Raw genomic sequence first — 21491 nt, 5'->3', positions numbered from 1 at the left:
GCCATGAGAGCTGTGGTCACAGGCGGGTGCGGATTCATCGGGTCCCACGTGGTCGACCGGCTGCTGGCGGCCGGTCACGAGGTGGTCGTGGTCGACAGCGCGCCCGTCAGCGGTCCGGCGCACCGGGCCAACCCGGCCGCTGGCTACGTCCGCGCGGACATCCTCGACCTGCCCGGGCTGACCGCCGCGCTGGAGGGCAGCGAGATCGTCTTCCACCTCGCCGCCACGGCCAACGTGGACCAGGTCGCCGCCGACCCCGTCCGGTCCACCCGGATGAACGTCGAAGGCACGGTCTGCGTGCTGGAGGCGGCCCGCCGGACGGGCTGCGCGCGCGTCGTGCTGGCCAGCAGCGTCTGGGTGTACGGCGCTGCGTACGGTCGGCCCGGGCCCTCCGACGTCGAGCTGACGGAGGACGTCCCGATCGATCTCGGCCGCACCGGACACCTCTACGTCGCGGGCAAGATCGCCGCCGAGCTGGCGGTGCACAGCTACCACGACCTCTACGGCCAGCACTTCACCATCCTGCGGTACGGCATCCCGTACGGGCCGAGAATGCGGGACGAGCTGGTGATCGCCCGGTTCGTCCAGGCCGCGCTGGCCGACCGCCCTATCACCATCGCCGGGGACGGCGGCCAGACCCGCAACTGGGTCTACGTGGAGGACCTCGCCGAGGCCCACGTCCGCGCCCTGTCACCGGCGGCGCAGGACGAGACCTTCGCGCTGGAGGGCGGCACCCCGGTATCGATCCGGGAGGTCGCCGACACCGTGAGCGAGCTGCTCGGCCCGCTCACCGTCGAGCACGTCCCGGCCCGCGCGGGCGACTACACCGCCCGGGCGGTCTCCAATGCGAAGGCGAAACGGCTGCTGGGGTGGTCGCCCACCACCCGGTTCTCCGACGGGGTCAGCCGCTACGTCGACTGGTACCGGTCGAACCAGCGGTCTTGAGGCAGGTCACCGTGCCGCACGCGCTGCTGCTCACCGGCTCCCTCGGCCAGGGCCACGACGTGATGGCCCGGGCCTGCGCCGAAACGTTGGTCGGCCGGGGCTGGACCACCACCACCGTGGACGCGATGAGCCTGCTCGGGACGGCGGGCGCCGCCGCCGGGGAGGCGGTGTTCCGCCGGATGCTCGCGCTGCCCGGCGTCTACGACGCCTTCCACTTCGCCGCGCTGCGGCCGGGGAGCAGGCTCGCGCTGCTCACCGAGGCGGCCGCCCGCACCCGGTTGGTGCCGGAGCTGGGGAGGTTGCTGGCGCGGCGGCCGCCCGAGCTGGTGGTCTCGGTCTTCCCGACCGCCGCGTCCGCCGTCAACCAGCTGCGCAGCCGGTGGCCGGGCCTGGTCCACCTGGTCTTCTGCACCGACGTCACACCGCACCGGCTCTGGGTGCAGGACGGTACCGACCTCTTCCTCGTCACCTCCGAGGTCGCGGCCTGCGCGGTCCGCCGCTACCGCCCGGAGGCCCGGATCGCGGTGGTCCCCGTCCCGCTGCGGGCCGCCTTCTACACCCCGCCCACCCGGGCGGCAGCCCGCGCGGAGCTGGGCGTCCCGGCGGACGCCCGGTGCGTGCTGCTGATGTCGGGCGCCTGGGGGCTCGGCCCGGTCGCCGGGACCGCCCGCGCGCTGGCCGCCGCCGGACCGCACGTGCTGGCCGTGGCGGGCCGGAACCAGCGGTTGGAGGCCCGGCTGCGCGCGGCCGCCCGGCGGGAGGCCCGGCTGCACCCCTTCGGCTACACCGACCGCGTCCCGACCCTGATGGCAGCCGCCGACCTGGTGATCACCAGCTCGGGAGACACCTGCAGCGAGGCCCGCGCCCTGGGCCGCCCCCTCCTGCTACTTGACGTCGTCCAGGGCCACGGCCGGGACAACCTCCAGCACGAACTGGAACTCGGCCACGCCGCCGTCACCTCCGCCCGCCCCCACGAGGTGGTCCGCAACGCCCTCGCGGCCCTCACCGGCCCGACAACCGACCGGACCCCGTCCCGGGCCGCCTGGGAGTCCGCCTTCGCCGCCGTGCTCGCGGAGCTGTACCCGTAAATCAGGATCGGGCATCCTCAGGGGCGCGAGGAACTGCGCGAAACCGGAAGGCACAGACCCGCAGCCTGCCACGTGGCACAGTGACTCCCCGCACCCCTACTGGTTACGCCAGCCCATGCTCCCGCAGGGACCCAACCCACAGCCCGCGCTCCCGGCAGTGCTCCACCACCCTGGGCAGCGCGCCGAGCGCCGAGCGCCACGCGCCGTGCGCCGAGGTGCAGTCGGAGTCGTGCAGCAGCAGCGTCGCCCCGCCCCGCAGCTGGGGCCGGAGCGTCGCGTACACCGAGGCCGGCGTGGCGTGGGCCGTCCAGTCGCGGCCCCAGCCCGTCCAGAGGACCGTCCGCAGGCCCGTCCGCCGGGCGGACCGGAGCAGCCCGCTGGTGAGGACTCCGTACGGGGGCCGGTACCAGCGCGGCCGGACGCCGCAGGCCTCGGTGATCGTCCCGACGGTGCGCCGGAGCTCGGTCAGGTCGCGGGCAGGGTCGGGCCACCACGGCCGCCGGTGGTCCCAGCCGTGCACCGCGACCTCGTGGCCGCGCTCGACCAGCTCCCGCCCGAGCACGGGGGCGCGTTCGAGCATGCTGCCGAGCAGGAAGAAGGTGGCCCGCACCTCGAGTGCGTCCAGCTCGTCCAGGAAGTGCGGGGTGCTCCGGGGGTCGGGCCCGTCGTCGAAGGTCAGCGCCACGTGGGTGGCGGAGCCGTACCCGGCGAGCCCCCGGCAGACGGTGCGGCGGGCAGGCGTGAGGCGGCCGGCGGCGGGGGCCAGGTGGGCCACCTCGACCGCCGTCGCGGCTGCGGCGCCCGCCAGCAGGAGCCGTCCGGCTGCCCCGGCCATCAGTCGAACCGTCCGGCCATCCGCTGGAACAGCGCGGGCACGGTCCCGTGCAGCCGGTCGGGCAGCCGCAGCCAGCCGGGCACGATCGCCTCCTCGCGGCGGCCCGTCAGCAGCGCGAGCACGGTCTCGGCGATCCGCTCGGGCGGCACGGGCCGGGGCCGCTGCCGGTGGTAGGGGGTGCCGCGCCGGCTGAAGAACTCCGTGTCGACCACCCCCGGCAGCACCAGCCGGACCCGGACGCCGGTGCCGAGCAGCTCGTAGCGCAGGCTCTCCGCGAACATGCCGAGCGCCGCTTTGGTCGCCGCGTACACGGCCTCCTCCCGGACACCGACCCGCCCGGCGATCGAACCGGTCAGGACCAGGCACCCGCTGCCGCGCTCCAGCATCGCGGGCAGCAGCAGGCGGGCCAGGCGCAGCGGTGCGGTCAGGTTGAGCGTGATCATGTGGTCGAGCAGGTCGAGCGGCATCCCGGTGAACGGGCCGCGCCAGCCGATGCCCGCGTTGGCGATCAGCGCGTCGACCCGGCCGGAGACCGCGAGGGCGCGGCGGGCCAGTTCCTCCGGTCCGTCCCGCTGGGCCAGGTCGCCTGGCAGCGCGGTGCCGCCGGTCTGCCGGGCGATCGCGGCGAGCCGGGCGGGGTCGGTGCCGGAGAGCAGCGGGTACCAGCCGGCCCCGGCCAGCCGGACGGCCGTCGCGGCCCCGATCCCGGAGGAGGCCCCGGTCACCAGCACGACCCGCCGGCCGGCGGCGGGCCGGCCCGCGGATGCGGGGTCCTTCGTCATGCGCTCCACCTCATCGGTCCTGGCCGACGGCCGGTCCGGGCCGGGGGTGCTCGGCCGGTCCGGGCGGATCGGCGCCGTCCCCGGCCTCCGTACGTAGCCCCACCGTCGCACGGGAGGTGACCGGCCGCGCGGTGGGTCCGGGTGGCTGTGGCCCGGGCTCGATCTCCCCGAACCGGGCGAGGACGAACGTCCCGCCGACCGCGATCACGAAGCCCAGCACCGCCAGCCAGCCGGCCCCCGTCCGGGCCCGGTCGCCGAGCAGTACCACTCCGATCAGCCCGGGTGCCAGGGTCTCGCCGACGACCACGGCGGCGGTCGCGGCGGTCACCGAGCCGCGTTGCAGGGCCAGCGCGTAGCAGAGGTAGCCGCCCAGGCCGCCGACCATCAGCGCGTAGGTCGCGGAGTCCGTGGCGAGCGCCGCCGGGGAGGAGTGGTCGAGCACCCGCACCGCGAGGCTGACCACGCCGAACCCCGTCCCCGCGAGCAGCCCGAGCGCCGCCGCGACCGCTTCGCCGCGCCGGTGCGCGAGCGGGAGGGTGAGCAGCAGGACGGCGACGGCGGCCAACAGCAGCCCGAGGTGGAACCCCGTCCCGGTCAGGCGCTTGCCCTCGGGCCCCGCACTGAGCGCCAGCATGACCAGCCCCGCGACCACGGCGACGAGGCCGGCCAGGTCGCGCCGCCCGAGCCTGCCTCCGAGCAGCCAGGCGGCCGACGCTGCGGTCACCGCGAGGCTGGCGCTGGTGACCGCCTGCACCAGGAAGAGCGGCAGCCGGAGCAGCGCGACCACGACCAGGCCGAAACCGACCAGGTCGAGTGCCGTCCCCAGCAGGAACTGCGGTGAACGGGCGACTCCGCCGAGCAGCCGCAGCCCGGGCCGGTCCTGCTCCGGCATCCTGCGCGCGCCCCGGGCCTGGAGAACGGACGAGAAGCCGTAGCAGAGGGTGGCGAGCAGGGCGGTGACTAGTCCGAGAAGCATGGTTCCCTCGGCGGTCGGGGCAGCGCTCACGGCCGCCTGATCCGTTCAACAGTCTTCACCCGGTGCCGGAGGTCCGCAGTTCCTGCCGGCGGTGGGCCGTCATTCGGCCGACGCGACCTCGGGCAGCAGCCGGTCGAGCCAGCCGGGCAGCCACCAGTTGGCACCGCCGAGCAGTTCCATGATCGCGGGGACCAGGACCATCCGTACCACCGTGGCGTCCTGGAAGACCGCGACGGCCAGGCCGAGGCCGAACTGCTTCACGGCGGTGTCGGGGGTGGCGAGGACGGACAGGAAGACGGTCACCATGATCGCGGCGGCGGCGGTGATCACCCGCGCCGTCCGGGACAGGCCGCGCGCCACCGCCTCGCGGGTGTCCGCGCCCGCGTCGTACTCCTCGCGGATCCGCGAGACCAGGAAGACCTCGTAGTCCGTCGAGAGCCCGAACAGGATCGGGAAGATGAACAGCGGCACCCAGGCGGTGACGGGCGCGGGGGCGGGAAAGCCGAACAGCGGGCCCAGCCAGCCCCACTGGACGATCGCGGTCAGCACCCCGAAGGAGGCACCGACCGACAGCAGCGTCATCACCGCCGCCTTCACCGCGATGGCCACCGACCGGACGAGCACCAGCAGCAGGATCAGCGCCAGCCCGATGACCGTCCCGATCAGCCAGGGAAGCCGCACGGTGACCTCGGCCGCGAAGTCGGCGTCACCTGCGGTCGGACCACCGACGTGCACCACCAGGCCGGTGCCGTGGACGGCGGCGGGGATCACCTGGTCGCGGAGCCGGGTCAGCAGCCTGGGGGTGGCGGCGTCGTTGTGGGCGGTGCTCGGGTACGCGACGAAGAGCGCGGCCGCCTTGTCCTGGCTGAGCTGGACGGGCGTGACCTGGACGATGCCGGGGGTGTGGGCGACGGCGTCGGTGAGCGCCGTCAGGTCCGCGCCGCCGGGCGGCAGTTCGGCGACGACGACGAACGGCGCGTCGTAGCCGACACCGAAGCCCTCGGTGAGGATGCGGTGGGACGCGTAACCGCTGGTGTCGCGCGGCTCGGTGCTGTTGTCCTCGAAGCTCAGCCGCATCGAGAACGCGGGCACGGCGAGGACGATCATGACGGCCGCGCCGGCCACCAGCCCGGTGATCGGGCGGCGCTGGATCACCCGCGCCCACCGCTCGGCCATCGGACTGCGGGCGCCCGTCCGTCCGAGGTACGGGAGTTTGAACCGGTCGATGCCGTGGCCCGCGAAGCCGAGCAGCGCGGGCAGCAGGGTCACCGCCGAGATCATCGTCATCAGCACGGTCACCGACGCCGCCACGGCGGTGGCGTTGAGCAGCTTCTGCTGGACGACGAACAGCCCGAGCATCGCGATCACGACGGTGGCCCCGGCGAACAGCACCGACCGCCCGGCCCGGGCGATCGAGACCACCACCGCCTCCTCGGGATCGGCTCCCTCGGCCAGCGCCTCACGGAATCGGGTGACGATGAACAGGGCGTAGTCGATGCCGACACCCAGACCGAGCAGCGTCGCCACGATCGGGCTGAACGACGGGGCCGGGAACACGTACCCGAGCAGGAAGGTGAGGGCCAGTCCGCTGATGATGCCGAACAGCGCGGCCGCCATCGTCAGGCCCATCGCCAGCAGCGAACCGAAGGCGATCAGGATGACGAGCATCGCCGCGACCCCGCCGATGGCGTCCGACTTGCCGCCGTACGGGGTCTCGGCCCCGACGACGTCGGCGCCGCCCAGCGCGAAGGTGACGCCGTTCCCGGAGGCGGCCCTGGTCTGCTGGATCAGGTGCTTGACCTCGGCGGCCGGCAACGGGTTCAGGTCGGACTGGAGATCGGCGAACGCGGTCCGCCCGTCCTGCGAGACCTGACCCGGCGCCGCGTACGGCGAACGTACCGAGGTGATGTGCGGGGCCGTGGCGAGCTGGGCCGCCAGGCTGTCCACCCGGGTGCGGACCGGCGGGGATTCGATTCCGGCGTCGGCCTGGATCGCCAGCGTCAGCGAACTGCCCTTCCGCTCCGGGAAGTGCTGCTTGATCAGGTTCTGGGCCTGCCCGGACTGGGACTTGCCGCCGGCGAAGTCGTTGTCCGCCGGAGCGGCGAAGCCGAATCCGACGGCCATCACCAGCGCCGTGCCGACCGCCCAGAGCAGCAGGACGAGACGGCGCCGCCGGTAGCAGAACCTGCCGAGCCCGGCGAGCAACCCCTGGTCCTCGACACCCGACACCACGCGGAACCACCTCACAGACCGGTCCGCACTCACGACGGCGGAAGCCCCGACGGGCCCCGCCAACGTAGCCCTGGGCGCCGCGCCCAGCGATCACGGCCACGCCGGAGACACCCGATCGGCCGCGCCGTCAGCGCGTAACTGACGGAGCATCAGGAATCCGCAGCACGACCGCGCCGCCCCGGGCGACGTCCGCGCCGGGGGCCGGCTGCTGTCCGCAGACCGCCCGCCCGGCGGCGACCGGGATCGCACAGTCCCCGGTCGCGATCCGGCCGACGCGCAGCCCGGCGCCCTGCAGCGTCCGGCGGGCCTCGGCCACGCTCTTGCCGCGCAGGTCGGGCGCGGGCACGGTGGTCGGTGCGCTGCTGCCCTGGCCGCTCGCGAGGTACACCCCGGCGGGCACGACCAGCAGCGAACACCCGAGCAGGACGAGCGCGGCGCGGGGCAGACGGCGCTTCGGCCGGACGGGCACCTGGACACTCGCCGTGATCGGCCCGGTGGGCGAAGTCGCTTCGGCGGGCCCGGCCGGGGGGCGGAGTTCGCGCAGTACCCGGTCGACGGCGGCGCGCATCGCCCGGGCGTCGGCGAAGCGGTGTTCCCGGTCCTTCGCCAGGGCCGTCAGGAGCAGCGCGTCCACGGCCGGGGGCAGCGCGGGCGCGTAGCGCGAGGGCGGCGCCGGCTCTTCCTCCAGGTGCTGCCAGACCGTGGCCAGCGGGGTGCCGGCCCTGAACGGCGGTCTGCTGGTGAGGAGTTCGTACAGCAGGCAGCCGGTGGAGTAGAGATCCGTCCGGGCGTCGACCGGTATGCCTCGGGCCTGCTCCGGGGAGAGGTACTCGGCGGTGCCCAGGACCATGCCGGTGCCGGTCATCGTGACGCCCTGGGCGTGGTCGAGGGGGCGGGCGATGCCGAAGTCCATCACCTTGACGACGCCGCCGTCCGTGACCATGACGTTCGCTGGTTTGATGTCGCGGTGCACCGTGCCGCTGCTGTGCGCGTGGGCCAGCGCGTCCAGGATCTCTCCGCAGATGCGCAGCGCGCGCTCCGGGCTCGGGGCCGGGCCGCCCTGCAGCAGCTCGGCGAGGGTCTGGCCCCGCAGATGCTCCATCACGATGTACGGCAGGTCCATGGCCCACCCCGCGCCCTCGCCGCTGTCGAACACGGCGACGATACCGGGGTGGTTGAGGCCGGCGGCCGAACGGGCCTCGCGGCCGAAGCGCACCCGGTAGGACGGGTCCGCCGCCAGCTCCGGCCGCAGCACCTTCACCGCGACCACCCGGTCCAGGCGCAGGTCGCGAGCCTGGTGCACCTCCGCCATGCCACCCTGCCCGAGCAGCCCGCACAACAGGTACCGGCCGCCGACGGCCTGCTCTTGCTCCATGCCTTCCCGTCCTCTCCGCTCCCCACCCCCTGGCGGCGGCGAGATCCGCGCGGACCCTAGCGCCCGAGTCTGTGAAATCTCTGTGACTCGGGCGCTGCGGAGGCTTCGGGTCAGTAGCGGACCGGGAGGGCGAGCAGACCGCGTGCGCGCAGCGAGGGGCGGTGGCGCAGCTCGTCCCGTGGGACGTCCAGGGCCAGCGCCGGGAAGCGGCGCAGCAGGGTGGCGAGCGCGATCTCGGTCTCCAGGCGGGCCAGCGGCGCGCCGAGGCAGTAGTGGATGCCGTGGCCGAGCGCGAGGTGGCCGGTCTCCTGGCGGGAGAGGTCGAGGCGGTCGGGGTCGGCGAACTGCTGCGGGTCCCGGTTGGCGGAGGCCAGGACGAGCAGGACGGTGACGCCGCCGATCGTCAGCGCCTCGACCGGGAAGCGGCGGATCGCCAGCGGCGCCGGGCCGTCGTACCGGGCGAACTCCTCGATCGCGGCGCCGATCAGCGCGGGCTCGGCGCGGAGTGCGGCCAGCTGGTCGGGGTGGTCGAACAGGGCGAGCACGGCGTTGCCGATGAGGTGGACGGTGTTCTCGTAGCCGGCGAAGAGGATCAGGAAGGCCAGCGAGGTGAGCTCATCCTCGGTCAGCCGGTCGTCGTGGTCGCGGACGGCGACCAGGGCGGAGAGCAGGTCGTCGGCGGGCTCGGTGCGCTTGCGGGTGATCAGCAGCGCGAAGAACTCGACCATCGCCACCACCGCCGCCTTCGCCGCCTCGGGCCTGGCCGGGTCGGGCGCGATCAGCACGTCCGTCCAGGCCCGGAAGTCCCGCCGGTCCTCCGGCGGGACGCCCAGCAGGTCGCAGATCACGGTGATCGGCAGCGGCGCGGCGTAGGCGGTGATCAGGTCCGCGCGGCCCAGCGGGGCGACGGCGTCGAGCAGCTCGTCGGCGATCCGCTGGACGGGCTCGCGCAGCTGCTCGATCCGGCGCGGGGTGAACGCCTGGGAGACCAGGCGGCGGACCCGGGTGTGGTCCGGCGCGTCCATGTTCAGCAGGTTGGCGTCCAACGCGGCGGGCAGGGCCAGCCCCCGGTAGTTGCCCGGCCGGGCGTGGCTCTTGTCCAGCGCGAGCCGGGGGTCGGCGAGCACCTGGCGGACATCGGCGTACCGGGTGACCAGCCAGGCCGGCAGCCCGTCCAGCCCCGTGATCCGCTGGACGGGCCCCTCCTCGCGAAGCCGCGCGTAGCTGCCGTACGGGTCCCCGACGAGCTCGGCGGCGGCCATCGGTGACGTCTGGTCAGAAGTGATCCCCATGATCAGCCACCATAGTCGGGCGCGCCGTACCGGGGTCGGCTGCGGCGGCGGTATAAGCGGCGCCTACCCTGAGAGCCGAAGCAAAACGGACGAACCGGACCCGCGCGGCCCGGCTCGGACGGACGGATGGACGACGGAAAGCGGGACCCGCCGATGGGCGACGGCATGACAGGCATGTCAGGGATGTCAGGGATGTCAGGGATGCACCAGCACGGGGGCATGGGCACGCTCGAACCGTTCTCCGCCTCCGCCGCCCTGACCTGGTCCCCGGACTGGCCGTTCCTGATCGCCTGCCTGGTCGCGCTCGCGCTCTACGGCACCGGCGTGGTGCGGCTGTGGCGGCGCGGCGACCGCTGGCCAATCGGCCGGGTGATCGCCTGGGTGGCCGGGGTCGGCAGCATCATGTTCGTGACCTGCAGCGGGCTCAACGACTACGGCATGGTCCTGTTCAGCGCGCACATGATGCAGCACATGGTGCTCTCCATGCTCTCCCCCATCCTGCTGCTGCTCGGTGCGCCGATCACCCTCGCGCTGCGCGCGCTGCGGCCGGCCGGCAAGGGCCGGGGCCGGGGGCCGCGCGAGCTGCTGGTGGCGCTGCTGCACAGCCGGTACGTCAAGGTGATCTCGCACCCCGGCTTCACCATCCCGCTGTTCATCGCGAGCCTCTACGGGCTGTACTTCACCCCGCTCTTCGACTTCCTGATGCAGTACCGGCTGGGGCACATCGCGATGATGGTGCACTTCCTGGCCGCCGGGCTGCTGTTCTTCTGGCCGATCATGGGCGTCGACCCCGGACCGCACCGGCCGGGCTTCGTGATGCGGATCATCGAGCTGTTCATGGGCATGCCGTTCCACGCCTTCTTCGGCGTGGCGGTGATGATGGCCACCGGCCAGCTGGTGACCACCTTCAACTCGGCGATGGCCCCGGCCGGCACCGACCTGCTCGCCGACCAGAAGCTGGCCGGCGGCATCACCTGGGCGTTCGGCGAGATCCCGACGGCGGTCGTGCTGATCGCGCTGACCCTGCAGTGGGCGAAGTCCGAGGAGCGGCAGGCCCGCCGCCAGGACCGCGCCGCCGACCGCGACGGCGACGCCGAGCTGAACGCCTACAACGCCTACCTCGCCTCGCTGCAGCAGCGCGGCCGCGCGTAGGTCCGGCACCCGGTCAGGCTGCGGCCAGCAGGCGGCGCAGCGTCAGGGCGTCCGGGGCGAGGGCGGTGAGCAGGGTGGCGCCGGTGCCGGGGAGGGTGAGCAGGACGGCGTCGGCGGGTGCGGTCGGCGGCTCGGCGGGCAGGCCGACCGAGAGCAGCTGGCCGGCGGTGCGGTGGTCGGCGAGGGCGGCCGGGCCGTCCCAGCCGGGGGCGCCCGGGCCGAGGTCGGTCTGCTGGTCGAGGATCAGGCGGCCGGCCTGCCGTACGGTCAGGCGGGAGGTGAGCCGGCCCGGGGGTGCCTGGCGGGCCCAGTCGTGGTGCCGACCCAGCACCTGTTCCTCGCGGTAGCGGAGCCGGGCGCCGGGGGCGAGGGTGATCCGGGTGGTCATGATCAGGTGGCTGCCGGTGGCGGCGACCACGGGCTCCGGGAGCCAGTCGAGGCGGGCGTCCTCGTCCACCGTCAGGTCGAGGTCGTAGTGGGCCGGACCGGCCGGTCGGCCCGGCAGGCTGATGGTGGCGGCGGCGCTGGTGACGCACAGCTCGGCGCCGGCGCCGACCCGCGCGTGGATCGCCAACCGGTCACCGCCCAGGGGTGCGGCCATCGAGCCGACCACCATGACGTGGGCCGCCGTCCCTTCGCCCGTGGTGCGGCGCAGCGCGAGCGGCCCGGCGCCGTCCAGGGCGGGCAGGGCCGTGCCGCCCCGCCCGTCCTGGACGGCGGTGATCCGGGCGGCGGCCAGCAGTGCGCCGGTGGTCGGTGCGCCAGCGGCCGGTGCGTCGGCAGTCAGCGCGCCGACGGTCACCGCGTCTGCCAGGCGGCGAGGCACTCGCGGACCCACGCGACGACGGGCGCGACGCCATCGGGCGCGGCGAGCGAGCAGAAGACCGTGGGCAGGTCGCCGCGCTGGGCCTTGGCGTCGCGGGCCATCACCTGCAGGTCCGCGCCGACCAGCGGGGCGAGGTCGGTCTTGTTGATGACGAGCAGGTCGGAGGTCGAGACGCCCGGGCCGCCCTTACGGGGGATCTTGTCGCCACCGGAGACGTCGATGACGAAGATCTGGTGGTCCACCAGACCTCGGCTGAAGGTGGCGGTGAGGTTGTCGCCGCCGGATTCGACCAGGATCAGGTCGAGTGGCCCGACCGCGTCCTCCAGCTCCTCGACGGCTTCGAGGTTGGCCGAGATGTCGTCCCGGATCGCGGTGTGCGGACAGCAGCCGGTCTCGACGGCGGTGATCCGCTCGGGCGGGAGGACGGCGTTGCGGAGCAGGAACTCGGCGTCCTCGGTGGTGTAGATGTCGTTGGTCACGACGGCGAGCGAGAGTTCCTCGCGCAGCGCCCGGCAGAGCGCGGCGACGGTCGCGGTCTTGCCGGAGCCGACGGGACCGCCGAGCCCGATCCGCAGCGCGCGGTTGCGGGCCGAGGTCGAGGCGGGCAGGGGGGCGGCGGTGTAGGAGTGGTGGACAGTGGCGTCGTAGGGGTCGACGTGGTCACGATGCAAAGAGACGCACCTTCCAGGAGTGGTGCTGCTCGGCGTAGATGTCGAGCAGGGGGGCCGAGGCGGCGGGTAGCTGCTCCAGCCCGGCGCGCGCCGCCTCGGTGGCCCGCGCCGCGACGGCGTCCAGCTGCGGGGCGAGCGCGGCGAGCCGGGCCGCGACCTCGTACGGGTCGAGGCCGAGCAGCCGCAGGCAGGCGGTGGCCGGGCCGTTGACGCTCTCGTACGCGGCGACGGCCGCCGCCTCCGTCGGGCCGAGCCCAGCGGCGTACGCGGCGACTCCGAGCACGACGGGCTGGTGGGCGCCGCGCGGGTACCGGCTACGGAGGTCGTCCAACAGCGGGTGCGGCCAGGCTGCTCGGGCCGCCCGCAGCAGCTGGCGGCCCAGGCGGCGGCTGGTCGCGCGCTGGGCGGGTGAAGGCGTACGGGCGTCCGCCGCCTCGTCGAGCGCGGCCAGGTCGTGGTCGGCGGCGGCAGCTGCGGCGAGGGCGGCGGAGGTCAGCCCGGTGGTGTGCAGGCGGCCGGTGAGGAACGCCGCCATGGTGGTGGCGTCGTGCACCCGGCCGGCCTTGACGGCGGCCTCGGCTCCGCCGGAGTGGGCGTGGCCACCGGCTGGGAAGCGACCGTCGGCGAGCAGCAGGAGAGCGGAAACTGACATCGCGTCAGAAGAGGAAGTACCGCTGGGCGAGCGGCAGTTCGGCGACGGGAGCGGGGGTGACTGTCTCGCCGTCGATGGTGACGGTGAAGGTGTCGGGGTCGACCCGGACGTCCGGGCGGGTGGTGTTGTTGACCATGTGGTCCTTGGTGACACCCCGGGTGTTGCGGATGGCGGTGAACGGCTTGCCGAGGCCGAGCCGCTCGGGCAGGCCGTCGGCGATGGCCGCCTCCGAGGTGAAGTTGATCGAGTTGCCCGCCGCCGCCCGGCCGATCGCGCCGAACATCGGGCGCGGCAGCATGGGTTGCGGGGTCGGGATGGAGGCGTTGGCGTCACCGAGCTGGGCCCAGGCGATCTGGCCGCCCTTGACCACCAGGTCGGGCTTGACCCCGAAGAAGGCGGGCGACCAGAGCACCAGGTCGGCCAGCTTGCCGGGCTCGACCGAGCCGATCTCACCGTCCAGACCCTGGGCGGCGGCCGGGTTGATGGTGTACTTCGCGACGTAGCGGCGGGCCCGGTGGTTGTCGGCCCGGCCGTCGCCCGGGAGCGAGCCCCGGCCGGCCTTCATGACGTGCGCGGTCTGCCAGGTCCGCATCACCACCTCGCCGATCCGGCCCATCGCCTGGGCGTCCGAGCTGATGATCGAGATGGCGCCGAGGTCGTGCAGGATGTCCTCGGCGGCGATGGTCGAGGGGCGGATCCGGGACTCGGCGAAGGCCAGGTCCTCGGGCACGTGCGGGCTGAGGTGGTGGCAGACCATCAGCATGTCGAGGTGTTCCTCGATGGTGTTGACGGTGTGCGGGCGGGTCGGATTGGTCGAGCTGGGCAGCACGTTGAGCTCGGAGACCACGGTGATGATGTCCGGTGCGTGCCCGCCGCCCGCACCCTCGGTGTGGTAGGCGTGGATGCCGCGTCCGGCGATCGCGGCGAGGGTGTCGGCGACGAAGCCGGCCTCGTTCAAGGTGTCGGTGTGGATGGCCAGTTGGGCGCCCGTCCGGTCGCAGACCCGCAGGCAGGCGTCGATGGTGGCCGGGGTCGCCCCCCAGTCCTCGTGAATCTTGAACCCGAGGGCTCCACCGCGCAGTTGGTCGTGCATGGCGGCGGTGTTGACGGTGTTGCCCTTGCCGGTCAGGCCGATGTTGACCGGGAGGTCGTCCATCGAGGCGAACATCCGGGCCAGGTGCCAGCTGCCGGGCGTGATGGTGGTCGCCTTGCTGCCCTCGGCGGGCCCGGTGCCACCGCCGACCAGGGTGGTGATGCCCGAGGCGAGCGCCTCGTCGACCAACTGCGGGCAGATGAAGTGCACATGGGCGTCGATCGCGCCGGCCGTGAGGATCTTCCCGTTGCCCGCGATGATCTCGGTCTCCGGGCCGATCACCAGCTCGGGGTGGACCCCGTCCATGGTGTCCGGGTTCCCGGCCTTGCCGAGCGCGGTGATCCGGCCGTCGCGGATACCGAGGTCGGCCTTGACGATGCCCCAGTGGTCGAGCACCACGACGCCGGTGATCACGGTGTCGGGCGCGCCCTCGGCGCGGCTCGTCCGGGCCTGGCCCATCGACTCCCGGATCACCTTGCCGCCGCCGAAGACCGCCTCGTCGCCGCCGGCGCAGCGGTCCTCCTCGATCTCGATCAGCAGGTTGGTGTCGGCGAGCCGGATCCTGTCCCCGGCGGTCGGCCCGTAGAGGGTGCCGTACCGGCGGCGGGTGACGGTGAGGGGGTACGTGGGCTCAGGCATCGAGGGGGCCTCCGGTCTCGCCGCGCAGTCCGGCCACCACGCGGCGGCCACGGATGGGAATGAGCTCGACCTCGGCCGGGATGCCCGGCTCGAAGCGCACGGCGGTACCGGCCGGGATGTTCAGCCGCAGACCGCGCGCCGCCGCCCGGTCGAACTCCAGACCCGGGTTGACCTCGGCGAAGTGGTAGTGCGAGCCAACCTGCACCGGGCGGTCCGCGCCGTTGACGACGGCCAGCTGGGTGACGGGCAGGCCGGCGTTCAGGCCGATGTCGCCCTCGCCGTAGAGGATCTCGCCGGGGATCACGGTGGCGGCGCACACAGGACCGGCCGTCACTGGATGGGCCCGTGGACGGTGACGAGCTTGGTCCCGTCCTGGAAGGTCGCCTCGACCTGGACGTCGTGGATCATCTCCGGCACGCCGTCCATGACGTCCGCACGGGTGAGCACGTCCCGCCCGGATTTCATCAGCTCGGCGACGGTACGCCCGTCGCGCGCGCCCTCCAGGACGTGCGAGGTGATCAGCGCGACCGCCTCCGGGTAGTTGAGCCGCAGGCCACGGGCCTGACGGCCACGCGCCACGTCGGCAGCGACGTGGATGAGCAGGCGCTCCTGCTCGTGGGGTGTGAGCCTCATCTGCGAACCTTGGTGGTAGGTCACGGAGCGGGCACGACGATGTGCCGCAGGGCGGTCCAGAGCGTGCGGCATGGCCGGCGGACAGGTGGGGGCAGACGGCCGGCAGAGCCCGCAGTCGCCGTCCTCCGGCCCGCACGCTGGAGGATTTCGGGGACACCGTAACCGACGGAGTGTGCCGCCCGTCAGGGTGCCCATCAGGCGTGTCGGGCCGCTCTTTACCCAACTCCCGGCGACGGCCCGGGACGCAACGCGCTGCTTTACCGGCGCAATTGGATTCCGGGCCGCAGGGCATGGCGTAGCCCTGCCACCTGGGGAGATCTCGGCAGACGGAGTAGCTTTCACCTCGTATGAGGAACAGAATCTTTACATTTGAGCGCCCACGCCCCCTCCCTCATCCACCCGGGAATCGCTTTTCGTCACACTCCTCCCGAATTGCTGCCTCCGCATTCCGGGGCCGTTTCCCGCCCGTTTCAAGGCTCTCGACCGCGCGCGGCGGACCTCCGACGCCGGCTGGCTGGCTGGCTGGCTGGCTGGCTGGCTGCGCGAGCACGGTACCGCCGACCGCCCCCTGACGACCGTCGGAGCCGACTCCCCGCACTGGCCGGCAGTCGGCGCACGTTCGTCCCGGTGGTGGCGATCGACGGCCGCGAACATGTCGCCGCTCACTGGTCGGGCCTTCGTGGCGCGAGCGGATCCGGATGGAGGCCGCCGAGCGGTTCGCCGTCGGCGCTTCCAACGGGGAGGTCGCCGGAGACCTGAGCGCGTTCACCCCACCGGCTCCAACCCGATGTCCGGCCGAGAGCCAGGCCAACCTGTCACATCGTCAACCCTCCGCAGCAGTTGGACGCTTGTGCATGGTTACCCGGGCTCGGGGTCCAAGAGCCGTCGAACCTTCCGGCAACAGGGGACGAACGCCAGACGAAAACCCCGGTTCCAGAAGATATCTACGCGCATCCACTTGTCCGGCGTCTGTTTCGCGGCAACCATACGGACCGTAGTCATCTGACCATGAACCGTCATGTGTACGGAGGAGTGTCGATGAGAAAGTGGAAGAGACGATCGGCGAGTGCGGCTCTGCTCGCCGTCGTCACGTTGGCGGGGGCCTCGCTGGCCACGGCCGAGGGGGCCGGTAAGCACCCCGCAACCGGTGTCGGCTCGTGCACGCTGAAGGGGTGGAACCCGGCGGCGAGCCCGGCGAACGCCAAGAACCTGCCAGTCGGCAAGCGTCCGCAGACGTACAAGCCCGACGACTTCGACTGCACCGGCGCGGTGTTCGCCGCGCCCGGCGTGGAGTTCGCGAAGTTCCCGCAGCCGAAGAACCTGAAGATCACCAACAAGACCGTCGTGCAGACGGTCGGTGGCCATCAGACGGTCGTGGGGAAGCCCGCCGCAGCGGTGAACCCGCTGGCGCCGTACTTCCCGCCGTTCCAGCACTTCGTGGTCATCTACCGGGAGAACCACACCTTCGACGACTACCTCGGCGACTGCGCGACCACGATCAGCCCCAGCTGCAACGGCCAGGTGCAGAGCACCAACCACATCAGCTCCGTGCCGAACCTGCACCAGCTGGCGAAGACCTACGCGCTGTCCGACTCGTACAGCACCGGCGTTCAGCCGCCGTCCGGCCCCAACCACTGGTTCCTGTTCTCGGGGCAGTCCTCGTCCAGCAGCCAGCAGCAGTCGTACCCGTCGAACGGCACGCAGTTCGACCGCTTCCTGCAGAGTGACTCGGGTCCCACGGACGAGGGCACCAACGCCTGCACGGCTCCGTCCGGCACCAGCAGCGGCACCAGCCCGTACACGTTCATCATGAACGGCGACATCTACTGGATGCTCAACAGCGGCAGCGGCTACTGGAAGAACCCGGCTACCGGCAAGGCCGAGGTCCTGCCGCCCAACCGTCCGGGCACGACCATCCCCGAAGAGCTGCACACCAACGAGTACACCTGCCAGAACCAGAGCCTGCCCGACAGCACGGTCTCCAACGACTACCTGAACTTCATCAAGACCAACGGGATGCCGGCCTACAACTACGTCGAGCTGTTCAACGACCACCCCGGCACCTACCAGGACGTCCCCGGCAACGACACCGCGACGAACAACATCGTCAACTCGATCATGACCAATCCGACGTACAAGGACAACACCCTGATCGTCGTCACCGAGGACGACACCCAGAACGGCAGCAACGGCGCGGACCACGTCAGCAACACCTACCGCGTGCCGCTGCTCGTCATCGGGTCGCCGACCTACGTCAAGCAGGGCTACGTCTCGCACGTGGCGTACACCACGGGCAACGTGCTCGCGGCGATGGAACGCACGATGCAGAACGTGCACTCCGGCGTCATCGACCCGAACGACAACCTGGGCTCGTCCACCTTCCCGATGACGACCGCGGACCAGTCCGCGCTCGGCGACCCGCTCGAGGACTTCTGGGTCCAGGGCTCGACCCCGCTGTCCGCGAGCGCCAAGGGGTCCCCGACCACCGGCAACGCGCCGCTGACGGAGAACTTCACCGGCTCGGCCACCGGCGGCACGGCCCCGTACACGTACAGCTGGAACTTCGGTGACGGGACCAGCAGTACGACCCAGAACCCGAGCCACACCTACAGCACCGCCGGCACCTACACTGCGACGCTGACCGTCACCGACAGCGCCTCGCCGGCCAACACCGCGACGTCACAGGTGACGACCACGGTCAGCGCCGTCGGCAACCCGCTGGCGGCCGCCGCCTCGGCCACGCCGACCTCCGGTCAGGTGCCGCTGAGCGTCGGCTTCACCGGCACCGGTACCGGTGGCACCCCGGCGTACAGCTACAGCTGGAACTTCGGTGACGGGTCCACCAGCGCGACCCAGAACCCGAGCCACACCTACAGCACCGCCGGTACCTACACCGCGACGCTGACCGTCACCGACAGCGCCTCGCCGGCCAACTCCGCATCCTCGACGGTGACCATCACAGCCTCGCCGATCGCCGCGACGGTACCGGGCGCGCCGACCGGCCTGACGGCGACACCCGGAACCGGGCAGGCCGCGCTGAGTTGGACTCCGCCGTCCAACACCGGCGGAGAGAACGTCACCTCGTACAAGGTGTACCGCGGCACCACCAGCGGCGGCGAGACGCTGCTGACCAGCGGCGGTTGCAGCGGCCTGGGCGCGGTGACCTCATGCACGGACACGGGGCTGACCGCCGGTCAGGCCTACTACTACACCGTCACTGCGGTGAACGGCGTGGGCGAGGGGGCGGCGAGCAACGAGGCGACGGCCACCCCCACCGGCACGGGCTGCCAGGCACAGCAGCTGCTCGGCAACGCGGGCTTCGAGAACGGCAGCTCCAACCCCGCGCCGTGGACCGTGACCTCGACGCACAGCCCCGTGTCGGTGATCAACAAGAGCACCTTGGAGCCGCCGCACAGCGGCACCTGGGACGCCTGGCTCGACGGCTGGGGCAAGGCCACCACCGACACGCTGGCCCAGACCGTCACCCTGCCCAGCGGCTGCAGCACCTACAACTTCAGCTTCTGGCTGCACGTCAACACGGCCGAGACCTCGACGACCACCGCGTACGACACCCTCAAGGTGCAGGTGCTCAACAGCTCCGGCACCGTCCTGGGCACCTTGGCCTCCTACTCCAATCTCAACCACAACACCGGATACGCGCAGCACACCTTCAACCTCGGCGCTTACGCCGGCCAGCAGGTGACGCTGAAGTTCACCGGTGCCGAGGACTTCGAGTACCAGACGTCGTTCGTGCTCGACGACACCGCGCTGAACGTCAGCTGAGCCTGACGAGTCGGACGAGTTCGCCGAGTTGGCCGCCGGGTGGTGCACTGCGGTGCACCACCCGGCGGTTCTTCAGGATCAGCCGAGCGCCGGCTGAGGAATGGATGGACGCATGGAAACACCCGTCGCGGTGAGAGGCCGCGGCATCACCAAAGTCTTCGGTGATGTCGTCGCCCTCGACCACATCGATGTGAGCATGACGCAGGGTCAGATCCACGGCCTGGTCGGCCCGAACGGGGCCGGCAAGACCACGCTCCTCGGCCTGTTGCTGGGCCTGGCCGTCGCCGACGAAGGGAGTCTGGAGATCCTGGGCACTCCGGTGGGACGCGCGCCGGCTGCGCCTGACGGTGTCTCCGGGTTCGTCGACGGGCCTGGCCTCTACCCCACTCTCACCGCGAAACAGAACCTTGCAACGCTGGTCGCGCTGCGCCCTGCTGACGCGCCCGCCACGGGTATCGAGGAGGCATTGGAGCAGGTCGGGCTCGCCGACGTCGCCGACGCCAAGGTCCGCGGCTTCTCCCTGGGCATGCGCCAGCGGCTGGGGCTGGCTGCGGCGCTGCTGACCAAGCCACGGCTGCTGGTGCTCGACGAGCCGTCCAACGGCCTGGACCCGGTCGGCAAGAAGCACGTGCACGCCGTGCTCAGCCGGCTGGCCGCCGAAGGCGTCACGGTCGTGATGTCCAGCCATCGGATGGACGATCTGGAGGCGCTGTGTTCCGAGGTCACCATCCTGACCACCGGGCGCGTGGTCTTCTCCGGACCGGTGTCCAAGCTCTCCGATGACAACCGCGAACTCGACTACCGGCTGCGCACGTCGGATCCGTCCGCCGCTCGCGCGGTCGCGGCCGCAGCGCCCGGTGTAAGCGTCATCGACGGCCACGACGCCCTGGCGCGACCGGACACCGACGTGATCGTCGTCCGCGCCCGGGTGGCAGCCATGGACGGACTCGTGGCCCGGATGGTGCGCGACGACATCGCGGTGCGCGAGCTGGCGCCCGTCGTCTCACCGCTGGAAGCCGCGTTCCTCGCCCTGACCGAGCAGGAGACCGACCGATGACCACGACCGTCGCCGTCGCCGACGCCCCCGCCCCCGCCCCCGCCCCCGGGGCCGGAGCTGGGACAGCGGGCGCGCGCCCGGTCCCGGTGGCCCGCATCCTGCGCTTCGAGCTGGTCAAGCAGTTCTCCGCCTGGCGGGTGCGCCTGCTGATCGGGCTGTGCTGGCTCGGTCCGGGCCTGCTGGTCTTCGCGATCGACCAGCAGAGCACGCTGCCGTCGGACACCCTGTTCGGCCGGTGGATGCACGCCACCGGCTGGGCCGGGCCGCTGGTGGTGCTCGGCGTCGCCGGCTCGTGGGCGCTGCCGCTGGTCACGTCCATGGTCGCCGGCGACGTGTTCTCCTCCGAGGACCGGCTGGGCACCTGGCGCCATCTGCTCATCGCGGTCCGCTCGCACCGGCGTATCTTCGCGGCCAAGGCGATCGCCAGCCTCACCGTGATCGGGCTGCTGGTGGCGGGCCTGGCCGTCTCCAGCGTGTTCGGCGGACTGCTCGCGGAGGGGAACCAGCCGCTGGTCGGGCTGGACGGCCACCTGCTCTCCGGCGGGGACGCGGCCGGAAACGTCCTGCTGGCCTGGGTCTGCGTGCTGGCGCCGACGCTCGCCCTGGCGGGCCTCGGACTGCTCGGGTCCGTCGCCCTGGGCCGATCCCCGATGGGCCTGCTCCTGCCCATGCTCGCCGCCCTCGGGATGCAGGTGGCGCAGTTGCTGCCGCTGCCGGTCCCGGTGCGCCTGGCACTGCCGGGTTACGCCTTCATCTCCTGGAACGGCCTGTTCGCCGATCCCCGGCAACTCGGGCCCCTGCTGATCGGCGTCGGGGTCAGTCTGGTGTGGGCGGTCGTCGCGACGGCACTGGCCTACCTGCTCTTCCTCCGCCGGGACTTCACCAATCTCAACAACGACGGCGCCGGACGCAGGGTGCTGACCTTGGGTGTCCTCCCGCTGGTCGGCGTGCTGGCCGCGACGGTCGGTGTTTTCTCGGTGACGACCGGGGCGGGCGGTTCCGGCATCGACCAGGCCAAGGTGCAGCAGTCGGTGGCCACGGCGTTCGCCCACCTCTACCGGTTCCAGCAGGCGCAGATGCGCCGGCCACCGGTCACCGAAGCGCAGCTGCAGACCTCTGCGGCCTGCGACAAGAGCGAAGGACTCGGTGCACAGGCGGGACCGGGCAACGACTGGCGCTGCACGGTCTCCTGGAACGTCCCTGGTTACAACGCCACCGCCCAAGCCATTTACCAGCTCGATGTCTCCGCGAACGGGCGGTACACCGCCGACGGAGACGGCCCGGTGGAGGTGAACGGCTACTTCCTGATCGTCAGCGGGGGAAAGCCGGTGCCGAACCCGCTCTGGCAGTTCGACGGCAACGTCGATCTGCTTCCCGGATGAACGCCGCGTGTGGGCGGCAGCATCCCTGAGCAGAAGGACCAGGTCGGTCACCGGTTGGCCCGTGGCCCAGCCGGTGGC

Annotated in this window: 19 protein-coding genes; 6 read left to right on the top strand and 13 right to left on the bottom strand. The window is 72.4% G+C overall.

Annotated features, from left to right (window positions below; genetic code table 11):
- Positions 1 to 3: 3 nt before the first annotated feature.
- The gene (locus P3T29_RS24825; RefSeq protein ID WP_280718832.1) at positions 4 to 945 is read left to right on the top strand and encodes an NAD-dependent epimerase/dehydratase family protein; all 942 of its coding nucleotides are present in this window, start codon (positions 4 to 6) and stop codon (positions 943 to 945) included.
- Positions 942 to 2033, top strand: a complete 1092-nt coding sequence (locus P3T29_RS24820; RefSeq protein WP_280718831.1) for a glycosyltransferase — start codon at positions 942 to 944, stop codon at positions 2031 to 2033. The genes P3T29_RS24825 and P3T29_RS24820 overlap by 4 nt, the downstream gene beginning before the upstream one ends.
- Before the next feature lie 103 nt (positions 2034 to 2136).
- On the opposite strand, the gene P3T29_RS24815 is transcribed toward P3T29_RS24820, so the two are convergent.
- From P3T29_RS24815 to P3T29_RS24790, 6 genes are all read right to left on the bottom strand, one after another.
- Positions 2137 to 2868 carry a polysaccharide deacetylase family protein gene (locus P3T29_RS24815; protein WP_280718830.1) on the bottom strand — a complete coding sequence of 244 codons (732 nt, stop codon included), beginning with the start codon at positions 2866 to 2868 and terminating at the stop codon, positions 2137 to 2139.
- On the bottom strand, positions 2868 to 3650 hold the full coding sequence (locus tag P3T29_RS24810; RefSeq protein WP_280718829.1) for an SDR family oxidoreductase: 783 nt from the start codon (positions 3648 to 3650) through the stop codon (positions 2868 to 2870). Before P3T29_RS24810 ends, P3T29_RS24815 begins: the two co-directional genes overlap by 1 nt.
- Before the next feature lie 10 nt (positions 3651 to 3660).
- Positions 3661 to 4626, bottom strand: coding sequence for a hypothetical protein (locus P3T29_RS24805; RefSeq protein WP_280718828.1), 966 nt, complete (start codon positions 4624 to 4626; stop codon positions 3661 to 3663).
- Between the two features lie 99 nt (positions 4627 to 4725).
- Positions 4726 to 6858 carry an MMPL family transporter gene (locus P3T29_RS24800; protein WP_280718827.1) on the bottom strand — a complete coding sequence of 711 codons (2133 nt, stop codon included), beginning with the start codon at positions 6856 to 6858 and terminating at the stop codon, positions 4726 to 4728.
- A gap of 127 nt (positions 6859 to 6985) precedes the next feature.
- A complete protein-coding gene (locus P3T29_RS24795) occupies positions 6986 to 8233 on the bottom strand; it encodes a protein kinase (RefSeq protein ID WP_280718826.1) in 1248 nt (415 codons plus the stop codon).
- 110 nt (positions 8234 to 8343) lie between these two features.
- A complete protein-coding gene (locus tag P3T29_RS24790; RefSeq protein WP_280718825.1) occupies positions 8344 to 9525 on the bottom strand; it encodes a cytochrome P450 in 1182 nt (393 codons plus the stop codon).
- 201 nt (positions 9526 to 9726) lie between these two features.
- Here P3T29_RS24790 and P3T29_RS24785 point away from each other — a divergent pair, with 201 nt between their 5' ends.
- Positions 9727 to 10677 carry a cytochrome c oxidase assembly protein gene (locus tag P3T29_RS24785; RefSeq protein WP_280718824.1) on the top strand — a complete coding sequence of 317 codons (951 nt, stop codon included), beginning with the start codon at positions 9727 to 9729 and terminating at the stop codon, positions 10675 to 10677.
- Between the two features lie 13 nt (positions 10678 to 10690).
- Here P3T29_RS24785 and P3T29_RS24780 read toward each other — a convergent pair whose 3' ends face one another.
- From P3T29_RS24780 to P3T29_RS24755, 6 genes are read right to left on the bottom strand one after another with little or no spacing between them, the layout of a single operon-like run.
- A complete protein-coding gene (locus P3T29_RS24780) occupies positions 10691 to 11503 on the bottom strand; it encodes an urease accessory protein UreD (protein ID WP_348532861.1) in 813 nt (270 codons plus the stop codon).
- On the bottom strand, positions 11476 to 12174 hold the full coding sequence (gene ureG, locus P3T29_RS24775) for an urease accessory protein UreG (RefSeq protein WP_348532860.1): 699 nt from the start codon (positions 12172 to 12174) through the stop codon (positions 11476 to 11478). Before ureG ends, P3T29_RS24780 begins: the two co-directional genes overlap by 28 nt.
- Complete coding sequence (locus tag P3T29_RS24770; protein WP_280718823.1) at positions 12164 to 12826, bottom strand: urease accessory UreF family protein; 663 nt, start codon at positions 12824 to 12826, stop codon at positions 12164 to 12166. The genes ureG and P3T29_RS24770 overlap by 11 nt, the downstream gene beginning before the upstream one ends.
- 4 nt (positions 12827 to 12830) lie before the next feature.
- Complete coding sequence (locus tag P3T29_RS24765; protein WP_280718822.1) at positions 12831 to 14558, bottom strand: urease subunit alpha; 1728 nt, start codon at positions 14556 to 14558, stop codon at positions 12831 to 12833.
- Entirely contained in the window at positions 14551 to 14862 is a 312-nt protein-coding gene (locus tag P3T29_RS24760; protein ID WP_280718867.1) for an urease subunit beta, read from the bottom strand. Before P3T29_RS24760 ends, P3T29_RS24765 begins: the two co-directional genes overlap by 8 nt.
- 26 nt (positions 14863 to 14888) lie before the next feature.
- The gene (locus P3T29_RS24755) at positions 14889 to 15191 is read right to left on the bottom strand and encodes an urease subunit gamma (protein WP_280718821.1); all 303 of its coding nucleotides are present in this window, start codon (positions 15189 to 15191) and stop codon (positions 14889 to 14891) included.
- A 1038-nt stretch (positions 15192 to 16229) separates the two neighbouring features.
- Here P3T29_RS24755 and P3T29_RS24750 point away from each other — a divergent pair.
- Positions 16230 to 18974 (top strand): PKD domain-containing protein, encoded by a 2745-nt coding sequence (locus tag P3T29_RS24750; protein WP_280718820.1) that lies wholly within the window; start codon positions 16230 to 16232, stop codon positions 18972 to 18974.
- On the opposite strand, the gene P3T29_RS24745 is transcribed toward P3T29_RS24750, so the two are convergent.
- Positions 18967 to 19191 carry a hypothetical protein gene (locus P3T29_RS24745; RefSeq protein WP_280718872.1) on the bottom strand — a complete coding sequence of 75 codons (225 nt, stop codon included), beginning with the start codon at positions 19189 to 19191 and terminating at the stop codon, positions 18967 to 18969. The two genes, P3T29_RS24750 and P3T29_RS24745, sit on opposite strands and share 8 nt — an antisense overlap.
- On the opposite strand from P3T29_RS24745, the gene P3T29_RS24740 reads away from it, so the two are divergent.
- The gene (locus P3T29_RS24740) at positions 19087 to 20031 is read left to right on the top strand and encodes an ABC transporter ATP-binding protein (RefSeq protein ID WP_280718819.1); all 945 of its coding nucleotides are present in this window, start codon (positions 19087 to 19089) and stop codon (positions 20029 to 20031) included. The two genes, P3T29_RS24745 and P3T29_RS24740, sit on opposite strands and share 105 nt — an antisense overlap.
- The gene (locus P3T29_RS24735) at positions 20028 to 21413 is read left to right on the top strand and encodes an ABC transporter permease (protein ID WP_280718818.1); all 1386 of its coding nucleotides are present in this window, start codon (positions 20028 to 20030) and stop codon (positions 21411 to 21413) included. Before P3T29_RS24740 ends, P3T29_RS24735 begins: the two co-directional genes overlap by 4 nt.
- Positions 21414 to 21491: the final 78 nt, after the last annotated feature.

This window comes from Kitasatospora sp. MAP5-34 (assembly GCF_029894335.1).
In the GTDB taxonomy this organism is placed as follows: Bacteria; Actinomycetota; Actinomycetes; order Streptomycetales; family Streptomycetaceae; genus Kitasatospora.
This window is presented reverse-complemented; position numbering and strand designations above follow the sequence as displayed.

Bases quoted from the DNA above. Each gene is read 5' to 3' on its own strand.
- P3T29_RS24735 (WP_280718818.1), top strand. From the start codon at position 20,028: ATGACCACGACCGTCGCCGTCGCCGACGCCCCCGCCCCCGCCCCCGCC.
- P3T29_RS24740 (WP_280718819.1), top strand. From the start codon at position 19,087: ATGGAAACACCCGTCGCGGTGAGAGGCCGCGGCATCACCAAAGTCTTC.
- P3T29_RS24765 (WP_280718822.1), bottom strand. From the start codon at position 14,558: ATGCCTGAGCCCACGTACCCCCTCACCGTCACCCGCCGCCGGTACGGC.
- P3T29_RS24810 (WP_280718829.1), bottom strand. From the start codon at position 3,650: ATGACGAAGGACCCCGCATCCGCGGGCCGGCCCGCCGCCGGCCGGCGG.
- P3T29_RS24790 (WP_280718825.1), bottom strand. From the start codon at position 9,525: ATGGGGATCACTTCTGACCAGACGTCACCGATGGCCGCCGCCGAGCTC.
- P3T29_RS24770 (WP_280718823.1), bottom strand. From the start codon at position 12,826: ATGTCAGTTTCCGCTCTCCTGCTGCTCGCCGACGGTCGCTTCCCAGCC.
- P3T29_RS24805 (WP_280718828.1), bottom strand. From the start codon at position 4,626: ATGCTTCTCGGACTAGTCACCGCCCTGCTCGCCACCCTCTGCTACGGC.
- P3T29_RS24785 (WP_280718824.1), top strand. From the start codon at position 9,727: ATGCACCAGCACGGGGGCATGGGCACGCTCGAACCGTTCTCCGCCTCC.
- P3T29_RS24795 (WP_280718826.1), bottom strand. From the start codon at position 8,233: ATGGAGCAAGAGCAGGCCGTCGGCGGCCGGTACCTGTTGTGCGGGCTG.
- P3T29_RS24815 (WP_280718830.1), bottom strand. From the start codon at position 2,868: ATGGCCGGGGCAGCCGGACGGCTCCTGCTGGCGGGCGCCGCAGCCGCG.
- P3T29_RS24755 (WP_280718821.1), bottom strand. From the start codon at position 15,191: ATGAGGCTCACACCCCACGAGCAGGAGCGCCTGCTCATCCACGTCGCT.
- P3T29_RS24750 (WP_280718820.1), top strand. From the start codon at position 16,230: ATGAGAAAGTGGAAGAGACGATCGGCGAGTGCGGCTCTGCTCGCCGTC.
- P3T29_RS24825 (WP_280718832.1), top strand. From the start codon at position 4: ATGAGAGCTGTGGTCACAGGCGGGTGCGGATTCATCGGGTCCCACGTG.